A 10377-nucleotide genomic window follows, 5' to 3' on the forward strand; every position below is an offset into this window, starting at 1 on the left:
GGGCCCTGCGCGTGTGCGCACCCCTAGCCGACCGAGGCGCCGGGCGGTGGTCGGAAGCAGGCGATGACGTCCTTGCCGCGTGGGCAGCGCTGGGCCTGCCAGGTGTCGGCGAGGGCGTCGACCAGGAGCATGCCGCGCCCGCCCTGCGCCTCCTCGTCGGGGCGCCGCTGCTCGGGCAGGTGCGGGGAGGTGTCGTGCACGGTCACGTGCAGGCATTCCTCGTCCCAGACCAGGATCAGCTGGGCCGCGCTGTGGGCGTGGACGTGGGCGTTGGTGACCAGTTCGGAGACGGTCAGCAGCACCGAGTCCACCAGGTCGGGGGCGGTCCGGGTCCAACCGAGCGTGGCCAGATGGCCGCGCGTCCACTCTCTTGCCGTTCTCACCCCGCTGCTCGCGGGCAGCGAGCGTGCCCATCCCACAGCCCTCAACGACGACTGCGCCGACCCCGACCCGGGCTGCGATCCCTGTTCCGGTCCTTCTGTCACCGTCTCCTCCTTTCCCTCGGCCGAACGGGTGTCTGTCTCGTCTGCCCCGTATTGCGCGAGGTGTGCAGACGGGCACTCGCGAACTCATCGGTGTAGGGGGACGATGAAGGGGTAGACGCGCCGCGACGCCGACTGCCGTCGGCGTCCGCGCAGGGAACGGACTCGGGAGGGGAACGGCATGGCGTCCACGAGCACGAAGACAGAGGCCACGCGGACCGATGTGCTTCCGGAGGTGGCCGACCCGTCCCAGGTGGCCCCGCGGGACGCCCGCCAGCTGTCACGGCTGTTCTTCGAGCGGCTGGCCGTCCTGGAGGAGGGCACGCCTGAGTACCAGTACGCCCGCGGCACGCTGATCGAGATGAACATGTCCCTCGTCCGGTACGCCGCCGGCCGGTTCCGCAGCCGCGGGCCGGAGGAGATGGAGGACATCGTCCAGGTCGGCATGATCGGCCTGATCAAGGCGATCGACCGGTTCGAACTCTCCCGGGAGGCGGAGTTCACGTCCTTCGCCATCCCCTACATCGTCGGCGAGATCAAGCGGTTCTTCCGCGACACCACCTGGGCCGTGCACGTCCCGCGCCGCCTCCAGGAGGCCCGGGTGCAGCTCGCCAGGGCCACCGAGGAGCTGCAGAGCCGGCTGGGCCGGCTGCCCACGGACCGGGAACTGGCCGAGCTGATGAGCCTGCCCGAGGAAGAGGTACGGGAGGCCCGCCTCGCCGCCAACGGCTACAACTCCTCCTCCCTGGACGCCACCATCGGCGGCAGCACGGACGGGGAGGCGGTGCTGCAGGACTTCATCGGCACCGAGGACACGGCCCTGGAGCTGGTGGAGGACTTCCACTCGCTGGCCCCGCTGATCGCCGCCCTCGACGAACGGGACCGGCAGATCATCCACATGCGGTTCGTGGAGGAACTCACGCAGGCCCAGATCGGGGAGCGCCTGGGAGTGTCCCAGATGCACGTCTCCCGCCTGCTCACCCGCACCCTCACCCACCTCCGCGAAAACCTCCTCACCACCCAGTAACCCCCTCGGCACCACACCGGTGACGCCCGCCCCGCCCGCTTGTCGACCCCCGTGAGGCCGGCCGGGCGGGTTGTCGGCTGTCCCGCTCGGCAGTGTGCCGGTGATGCCCCGTCCCGCCGCCCGCTCGCCCCGTGGGGGCAGCTGTGTGAGCTGTCGGCCGTGCCGCTCGGCAGCATGCCGGCGACGCCCGCCCCGCCCGCCCCGCCCGCCCCTGTCGGCTCCCGTGGGGTCGGCTGGGCGGGTTGTCGGCTGTCCCGCTCGGCAGCATGCCGGTGACGCCTGCCCCGCCTGCCGGCCGTGCCGCTCGGCACGATGCCGGTGACGCCTGGCCCGCCCGTCTGCCGGCCCCCGGAGGGTCGGCTGGGTGGGTCGGCGGCTTGTTCGGTCGCCTGTTGTCTCGGTGTCGATGTGCGTCGGCAGCGGGGCGGGGTCGCCGTCCCGCTCGCCCGGCGGCACCATGCCCCCGCGCCGGTGCCCGTCGTGTCAGCGGGCCGGGGTCTGGGCTGTCAGGCGTGGGGGCAGGGGGTGACGGTCGAAGGCGGGATGGGGTGGGGGCGGGTTTCCTGGTGGGTGCGCTCGATGTCGGACCACCAGTCGGCGCCGTCCTCCAGGTAGCGCAGCAGGATGCCCTCGCGCAGCGCCCAGGGGCAGATCGTCACGGTCCTCACGCCGCTGAGCTTCATCGCGGTGTGCCCGACGATCGCCCCCGCGAGACTCTGCCGGGCCCGCGGTGCGGAGATACCCGGCAGGGTGTGGCGTTCGGCCGCCGGCAGGGCGGCCAGCCGGTCGATGGCCCCCCGCAGGTCGCCCCGGCGCACGACCCGATCGGCGAACGGTCCCCGGCGGCCCGGCGCCGCCCCGCACAGCCGGGCCAGCTGCTGGAAGGTCCGCGAGGTGGCGACGGCGGTGTGCGGATGCTCCCACCGGATCCGGGCGGTGGCGTCCCGCAGCTGATGGCGCACCCGGCGGCGCAGCGCCTGCAGCTCCTCCGGCGACGGACGCCCGTCATGACCGAGGAACTCGTTGGTGAGCCGGCCCGCGCCGAGCGGCAGGGACACCGCGAACTCCGGCATCCGGCCCCGCCCGAACGCCACCTCGAAGGAACCGCCCCCGATGTCGAAGACGGCCAGCGGCCCGGCCCGCCAGCCCATCCAGCGCCGCACCCCCAGGAAGGTCAGCTCGGCCTCCATCTCGCCGGGCAGCACACACAGCCGTACCCCGGTGTCCTGGGCCACCGCCCGCAGCACTGCCGTGACGTCCGGAGCATTGCGCACCACCGCCGTCGCGAACGCCAGCGGCTCCGGCGCACCCCAGCGCCCCGCGATCTCCGTCGCCCGGCGCAGTGCCCTGACCAACTGCTCCGTGGCCCGCTCACCGAAGTAGCCGTCCGGACCCACTTGTTCGGACAACCGCAGCTTCCACTTGGCGGTGTACACCGGCAACGGCACCCCGCCCGTGGCGTCGGCCACCACCAGCCGCACCGTGTTGGAGCCCGCGTCGACCACACTCACCCTCATGACCCTGTGCGTACCCAGCGTCGCCGGGGTGATGCGAGCTGTGCACAGCTGGGCCGATATTGGGGCGTCAAGACATACGGGAAATTTCATTCGTATCTTGGCACACACGAATCCTGGATCGTACGATGTGGGCCATGGTGGGAGTGACGGAAGTCCCCGAGCCGCATGCCGGCTGGACCTTTCTGACGAGTCACGCGCGCGTCCTGGCCAGCATCGCCGACAACCGTGACGCGCGGATCCGGGACATCGCGGCGCGTTGCCGGCTCACGGAACGCGCCGTTCAGAAGATCATCGCGGACCTGGAGCGGGACGGGTACCTCTCGCACATCCGCAACGGCCGCTCCAACCAGTACAGCATCGACGAGAGCAAGGTGCTCCGCCATCCGGCCGAGGCCGGGCTGACGGTCGCCGCGCTGCTGTCGATGCTGCTCAGGGACGAGATCGAGCGCCAGGGCACGAACGCCTAGGGGTGTGGTGGACCGGGGCGTGTCCGACGGGCCGCGGGAAAAGGGCGCGGCGGACACACAGCCGTCCGCCGGTGGGCCGACGGCTCTCGCCTGCGTCCCCAAGCGAGCCCTTGACGCCGAAGTGCCCGAGCCGGCCGGATTCACACCTGGGATCCGACCCCGTCTCGCGGGGACGGTCAGCCCCCACGGGTGGCGCTGGCGTGCAGCGCGTCGAGGGCGCCGAGGACCGCGGTGTTGCGGTGCCACAGCAGCCAGCGGCCGACCTGGGCGCCGACGTGGTGCAGGGCGGCCAGCTGGGCGACGCTGAAGTCGCTCAGGGGCTTCTCGTGGTGGGTGGAGATCATGCCCATCACCCGGCCCCGGGGGCTGACCAGCGGAATGCTGTGGCAGGCCCGGCTGCCCGCCTGCAGGATCACCTCCCGGGACGGCTCGTCGAAGATGTCGGAGGCGGCGACGTCCTTGACGGTGACCTGCCGGCGCTCCTCGGCGGCCCGGGCGCAGGCCGTCGTCGAGTCGTCGACGAAGGCGAAGTACTCGGTGAACCACCGGTTCAGTCCGGTGTGCTCCTCCAGGCGCAGCAGGCCGTTCTCCACCAGCTGCACATTGCCCATGGGGGCGTCGGCGATGTGCAGGCTGTGCCGCAGCGCGGCCTTGAGGACGGCGCCGTGGCCGGTGAGCTGTTCCGGTCCGGAGCGCAGCGCGGGCAGCGCGGGCGCGGCGCCCTGCGGACGGCTCGGTACCCAGCTGGGGGCGCCGGCCGCCGGGGCGGGCAGCCGGGCCGCGACGTCGGCGAGGGTGTGCAGCTTGACGTTGAACTTCTGCGAGGTGCGGCGCAGCAGGTCGAAGGCTTCCTCGCGCGAGCGGATCGGATAGCGCTTCACGAGGAGTTCCTCGGCGCGGGCGACACCGGCTCGGGCCAGCCGCCGGTTCCGCTCGTCGACGGAAAGTGGCGTGGCATCCTGGGGTGCCGGGTCCTGTGCCTCTGATGACGGGCCGGACGGCGGACCGGGGGCATGCGGATGGTCGGTCACTGACGGGGTCTCCTGAACTGTCAGCACCCATACGGAAACCCGCAGTCGGGTACGCGCACGAGCGGCGGCACACTGCGGTGCCTGCTGGCCGAAGCACCCTCCCTGCAACTGTAAGCATGCCCCGTTCCTGAGCCGTCAGGCATCCTGGGCCGAGCGGACGAGGCGGTGGGTGCCCGGGGCCCGGCGAGGAGGGCACCGCCCGCACACGGGTCCGGCACACACCGTGCACAGAAAGCTCGCAGCCTCTCCCTTAAGGGCACCCCTCAACCACGTTATTGTCCATACGTCTTGACGCGCCGTGAGACTTTGCGTTTGCTTCCGTCTCACATCATCGGCCGCGCACGACACTCCCCGCTCCGGAAGGCGCCTGAGGTGAGCTCTCCCATCCTTCGCAGGACCCTTTTGTCCCGTATCGCGCCCGTCCTGGCCGCCTCCGCGTCCGCCCTCCTGCTCACCGCGTGCGGTGCCGTCGACGACATCGGCGGGGGCGACGACTCCGCGTCCGCGAAGAAGGGCGACGACATCACGGTGGGGTTGCTCCTGCCCGACAAGGACACGGCCCGCTTCGAGGCCTTCGACCACCCCATCTTCGAGAAGGAGGTGGCCGCCCTCACGCACGGCAAGGGCAAGGTCGACTACGCCAACGCCGAGGCCAGCCAGGCCAAGCAGAGCCGGCAGTTCCAGCAGATGGTGGCCCGGAAGGTCGACATCATCGTGGTGGACGCGCTGGACGCCAAGGCCATCGCACCCGACGTCCGCAAGGCCAAGGACGCCGGTATCCCCGTCATCGCCTACGACCGGCTCGCCCAGGGCCCGATCGACGCGTACGTCTCGCACGACAACGAACTCGTCGGCGAGGTCCAGGCCCGCGCCGTCATCGAGGCGCTCGGCAGCAAGGCCGCCACCAGCGAGATCGTCATGATGAACGGCGACCCGGCGGACCCGAACACGGCGCGGTTCAAGGCGGGCGCCCTCAGCGAGCTCAAGGGCAAGGTGCGGATCGCCGAGGAGTACGACACCGCCAAGTGGTCGCCCGCGGTGGCCGAGGCGAACATGCGGAAGGCGATCCGCGCGGTCGGCCTCGGCAACATCGCCGCGGTCTACTCGGCCAACGACGGCATGGCCGGCGCCGTCATCGACGCCCTGAAGCAGGCGGGCGCCACCAAGGTCCCGCCGGTCACCGGACAGGACGCGAACCTGGACGCGGTGCAGCGCGTGGTCGCCGGCGAGCAGTACATGACGGTGTACAAGTCGTTCCTGGACGAGGCCACCGACGCCGCGCAGATGGCGGTGTACAAGGTGCAGGGCAAGGACATCCAGTACGACGCGCTGACCCAGGACAAGGTCGACAGCCCGACCGAAAAGGCCGTTCCCGCGACGCTCGTCCCGGTGGTCTCCCTCACCAGGGACAACATCAAGGACACGGTCGTCGCGGACGGCGTCTACTCCGTCCGGCAGATCTGCACCGCGAAGTACGCGGCCGCCTGCGCCGCCATCGGTCTCACGTGAGGGGGGCCGCGGCTCAGGCGGGTGTGCGGGCCGGGGTCTGCGCGGCGGGCGGGGGCTGGGACGGGGGCACGGCCGCCAGGAACTCCGCGACGGCGAGTGCGAACAGCAGGCACAGGGCGATGCCGACCACCACCCAGCCCGTCGGGTACGGCCACAGCAGGTAGACCAGCAGCGCCACGGCCACCAGCAGCCAGGTGATCCAGGTGCGGTACCGGCGTACGAAGGGGCCGACGGGACCGGTGCGCAGCCCGGCGTGGTCGGCGGTGCTCCGTACCGCCAGGATCCCGGAGGTCCACAGCCGCCGCACCAGCCCGGCGTGCCGTCCCGGCCCGCTGAGCCAGGCGGCCAGGGCGACCACGACGGCCAGGGCGATCACCATCCGCACGGTGGTCTGCAGGAAGTGCACCAGCGCGTCGTAGACGGCCGCCGCCGCGCCCGGCGAGACCCCGGCGGGCAGCCGGTCGAGGTAGAACACCCGGAACACCCGCAGTCCGATGCCGAGGATCCCGGTGGCGACGGCGACGCCGAGACACCCCGCCACCAGTGCCCGGCGCCGCCGCACCGAGAGCAGTACGCCGGCCGCGACCAGCAGGACGGCCAGCACCGGCAGCCAGTTCCCGGCGAGTTCCAGCAGCCGTACATAGGTCTTGACCTTGCCCACCTGGTCGGACCTGAGGAGCGTGAAGTCGGTGTGCACGGACGGGATGTGCTGGGCGGCGGACAGTCCGGAGTCGATCAGGCGCTGCTTGACCCGGTCCACGAGGGGGCCGATGTCGAGGGTGACCGAGTCGTTCGTCAGCTGCACCGCGCCGCCGCCGCTGCCGGTGAGCGCCTTGTCGAGGGAGCTGTGGATCCGGCGGTTGGCGTCGATCCACACGGTCCTGAACGCGTCGGACCCGGCGATCCTGAGGGCCTGGTCGTGGACGAAGCTGCGGACCGCGCTCTCCAGGGCGTCGCCCAGCCGGCCGCCCAGCGCCTGCTGCAGCCGGGGCCGGTCGGCGGGGGACACGTCCGCGAGCAGCGCGGGCAGGTCGAGGTGGCTCATGAGCGCGTCGGTGGCCCGGTTCGCCACGGCGTTCTGCACGTCGGGGTTGGAGGCGAGCGGGGCGACCGTCGCCACGTAGCGGTCGGTGTCCGCCACCTGGTCGGCCGCCCACGCGGCGACCACGGAGAGCGGGGCGAGGAGACAGCCGAGGACGATGAGCACGGCGCCGAGGCCGGACCTGACGTAGTGCCGGGGCGGCCGGGCGCGCTCCCGTTCCAGGGCCGCCAGCCGCGCCCGCAGTTCCTGCACGTCGGACCGTTTTGCCGCGGCGTCCCCGTGCGCGTCCTCGTCCGTCACCCGTACCTCCAGGTCGATCCGGTCCTCCTCCAGCCGAACCGCATCGGACCGCGCACGCGAGCGGAGGGGGGCCGTACGGGTCGACGACGCGTCCGACCGGGTGGCCGGCCGGGCCGATCCGAGGACACGGGAAACGGCACGTCCCCCGGCCCAGTACGGGCCGGGGGACGTGCGCTGCCGCGGTGCCAGCTGCAGGTCCGGTCCTCGAAGTGGACTACCGGACGGACCGCGATCCGTGGCTGCGCGGACGCGGGACCAGGATCGTGCCGACCCCCTTCTCGTGGGGTACGCCGGTCGCCCTCGCCGACGACGGTCTGCCGCCCGTCCTCTCGTACCCGCTGAACCGGCCGGCCGTGCCCGAGGAGGCGCTCCCCGCCGAGCGGTGTGTCGCGGACGGCCTGCCACGGGGGAGCCGGCGCAGGCCGTGGGGGTTCTCGCTGTCCGGCGCCGGCCGGCAGCCCACGGTGCTGCGCGACGCCGGGCTGACGACCAGCCAGCAGGTCGGCCAGACGGTCCTGCACACGCTGACCCCGCTCGGGGCCGCGCTGCTGCGCCAGGCCTGGGCGGGGCACCCGGGAACGACGACGCCCCCCGGGCCCGGACGGGGCCTGAGGGGCGTCGGACCGGGCGGCCGTGACCGCCGGTACCGCTTCTCCTACTTCACCGGCTCCGGCTCCGGCGCGCTCTCCGGCTCGGCCTCGCCCGCCGGGTCCACCGGGGTCCTGACCGAGTCGAGCAGCAGCTGGGCCACGTCCACGACCTGGATGGACTCCTTGGCCTTGCCATCGTTCTTCTTGCCGTTGACGGAGTCCGTGAGCATCACGAGGCAGAACGGGCAGGCGGTGGAGACGATGTCGGGGTTGACCGAGAGGGCCTCGTCGACGCGCTCGTTGTTGATGCGCTTGCCGATCCGCTCCTCCATCCACATCCGGGCGCCGCCGGCGCCGCAGCAGAAGCCGCGTTCCTTGTGGCGGTGCATCTCCTCGTTGCGCAGGCCCGGGACCTTGCCGATGATCTCGCGCGGGGGCGTGTAGATCTTGTTGTGGCGGCCCAGGTAGCAGGGGTCGTGGTAGGTGATGATGCCCTCGACCGGGGTGACCGGGACCAGCTTGCCCTCGTCCACCAGGTGCTGGAGCAGCTGCGTGTGGTGGATGACCTCGTAGTCGCCGCCGAGCTGCGGGTACTCGTTGCCGAGCGTGTTGAGGCAGTGCGGGCAGGTGGCGACGATCTTCTTGGCCGACTTCGGCTTCTTCGTCGAGGGGTCCTCGTCATCCTCACCGAACGCCATGTTCAGCGCGGCGACGTTCTCCATGCCGAGCTCCTGGAAGAGGGGCTCGTTGCCCAGGCGGCGGGCGGAGTCGCCGGTGCACTTCTCGTCGCCGCCCATGATCGCGAACTTGACGCCCGCGATGTGGAGGAGTTCGGCGAAGGCCTTGGTGGTCTTCTTGGCGCGGTCCTCCAGGGATCCCGCGCAGCCGACCCAGTAGAGGTACTCGACCTCGGTGAGGTCCTCGATGTCCTTGCCGACGACCGGGACCTCGAAGTCGACCTCCTTGAGCCACTCCAGGCGCTGCTTCTTGGCCAGGCCCCAGGGGTTGCCCTTCTTCTCCAGGTTCTTGAGCATCGTGCCCGCCTCGGACGGGAACGCGGACTCGATCATGACCTGGTAGCGGCGCATGTCGACGATGTGGTCGACGTGCTCGATGTCGACGGGGCACTGCTCGACGCAGGCGCCGCAGGTGGTGCAGGACCACAGCACGTCCGGGTCGATGACGCCGTTCTCCTCGGCGGTGCCGATCAGCGGGCGCTCGGCCTCGGCGAGCGCGGCCGCGGGGACCTGGGCGAGCTGCTCCTCGGAGCCCCTCTCCTCGCCCTCGGCGGTCTTGCCGCCGCCCGCGAGCAGGTAGGGCGCCTTGGCGTGCGCGTTGTCCCGCAGGGACATGATCAGCAGCTTGGGGGAGAGCGGCTTGCCGGTGTTCCAGGCGGGGCACTGCGACTGGCAGCGGCCGCACTCGGTGCAGGTCGAGAAGTCGAGCAGGCCCTTCCAGGAGAACTGCTCCACCTGGGAGACGCCGAAGACGTCGTCCTCACCGGGGTCGGTGAAGTCGATCGGCTTGCCGCCGGAGGTCATCGGGAGCAGGGCGCCGAGCGAGGTCTCGCCGGTCGCGTTCCGCTTGAACCAGATGTTCGGGAAGGCCAGGAAGCGGTGCCAGGCCACACCCATGTCGGTCTTCAGGGCGACCACGATCATCCAGATGAACGAGGTGGCGATCTTCAGACCGGCGAAGAAGTAGGTGAGGTTCTGGAGCGTGGAGACGTCCATGCCCCGGAACCAGGAGACCACCGGGTAGGAGATGAAGAACGACGCCTCGTAGGAGTCCACGTGGTGCTGGGCGCCCTCCAGGGCGTGCAGCGTGAAGATGCAGACGCCGACGATCAGGATGACCGTCTCGACGAAGTACGCCTGGCCGAAGTTGGAACCGGCGAAGCGGGACTTGCGGCCCGGCCGGTTCGGCTTGCTCAGCTGGCGGATCGCGATCAGCACGAGGATGCCGAGGACCGTCATGGTGCCGATGAACTCGACGAAGACGTTGTACGGCGCCCAGTCGCCGATGACCGGCAGGATCCAGTCGGCCTGGAAGAGCTGGCCGACGGCGTTGACGATGGTCAGCAGCAGCGAGAAGAAGCCGACCGCGACGAACCAGTGCGCGACGCCGACGATGCCCCAGCGGTTCATCCGGGTGTGCCCGAGGAACTCCCGGACCACCGTGACGGTCCGCTGGACGGGTTCGTCGGTACGGGTGCCGGCGGGCACGTTCTGACCGAGCCGCATGAAGTTGTAGATCTGCAGGACGGCGCGGGCGAACAACGCCACGCCGACCACGATCAGAACCAGCGACACGATGATCGCGGCGAGTTGCATGGGGGCTCCTCGGGCCTGCGAGGGGTCTCTTCGGGTCTCTTCACGAGGGTGCCCGAAATTACTAAGCGGTAACTTATTC

General features: G+C 71.1%; 8 protein-coding genes. 3 read left to right on the forward strand and 5 right to left on the reverse strand.

Annotated elements, in window-relative coordinates; translation table 11 throughout:
- Nucleotides 1–23: 23 nt before the first annotated feature.
- Nucleotides 24–383 (reverse strand): ATP-binding protein, encoded by a 360-nt coding sequence (locus ABZ646_RS30395; protein WP_360525742.1) that lies wholly within the window; start codon nucleotides 381–383, stop codon nucleotides 24–26.
- A 280-nt stretch (nucleotides 384–663) separates the two neighbouring features.
- On the opposite strand from ABZ646_RS30395, the gene ABZ646_RS30400 reads away from it, so the two are divergent.
- The gene (locus tag ABZ646_RS30400) at nucleotides 664–1509 is read left to right on the forward strand and encodes an RNA polymerase sigma factor SigF (protein ID WP_360525745.1); all 846 of its coding nucleotides are present in this window, start codon (nucleotides 664–666) and stop codon (nucleotides 1507–1509) included.
- A 506-nt stretch (nucleotides 1510–2015) separates the two neighbouring features.
- Here ABZ646_RS30400 and ABZ646_RS30405 read toward each other — a convergent pair.
- Nucleotides 2016–3026: a Ppx/GppA family phosphatase gene (locus ABZ646_RS30405; protein WP_360525748.1), complete on the reverse strand. Its 1011-nt coding sequence runs from the start codon at nucleotides 3024–3026 to the stop codon at nucleotides 2016–2018.
- Between the two features lie 134 nt (nucleotides 3027–3160).
- On the opposite strand from ABZ646_RS30405, the gene ABZ646_RS30410 reads away from it, so the two are divergent.
- On the forward strand, nucleotides 3161–3493 hold the full coding sequence (locus ABZ646_RS30410; RefSeq protein WP_360525751.1) for a helix-turn-helix domain-containing protein: 333 nt from the start codon (nucleotides 3161–3163) through the stop codon (nucleotides 3491–3493).
- A gap of 176 nt (nucleotides 3494–3669) precedes the next feature.
- Here the strand turns inward: ABZ646_RS30410 and ABZ646_RS30415 are convergent, their stop codons facing one another.
- Nucleotides 3670–4524 carry a GAF domain-containing protein gene (locus ABZ646_RS30415; protein ID WP_360525754.1) on the reverse strand — a complete coding sequence of 285 codons (855 nt, stop codon included), beginning with the start codon at nucleotides 4522–4524 and terminating at the stop codon, nucleotides 3670–3672.
- A gap of 402 nt (nucleotides 4525–4926) precedes the next feature.
- On the opposite strand from ABZ646_RS30415, the gene ABZ646_RS30420 reads away from it, so the two are divergent.
- Nucleotides 4927–6033 (forward strand): substrate-binding domain-containing protein, encoded by a 1107-nt coding sequence (locus ABZ646_RS30420; RefSeq protein ID WP_360525763.1) that lies wholly within the window; start codon nucleotides 4927–4929, stop codon nucleotides 6031–6033.
- A 13-nt stretch (nucleotides 6034–6046) separates the two neighbouring features.
- On the opposite strand, the gene ABZ646_RS30425 is transcribed toward ABZ646_RS30420, so the two are convergent.
- Complete coding sequence (locus ABZ646_RS30425) at nucleotides 6047–7375, reverse strand: hypothetical protein (protein ID WP_360525757.1); 1329 nt, start codon at nucleotides 7373–7375, stop codon at nucleotides 6047–6049.
- 655 nt (nucleotides 7376–8030) lie between these two features.
- On the reverse strand, nucleotides 8031–10298 hold the full coding sequence (locus tag ABZ646_RS30430; protein WP_360525760.1) for a heterodisulfide reductase-related iron-sulfur binding cluster: 2268 nt from the start codon (nucleotides 10296–10298) through the stop codon (nucleotides 8031–8033).
- Nucleotides 10299–10377 lie beyond the last annotated feature (79 nt).

The sequence above is a fragment of the Streptomyces sp. NPDC007162 genome (assembly GCF_040634175.1).
Lineage (GTDB): Bacteria > Actinomycetota > Actinomycetes > Streptomycetales > Streptomycetaceae > Streptomyces.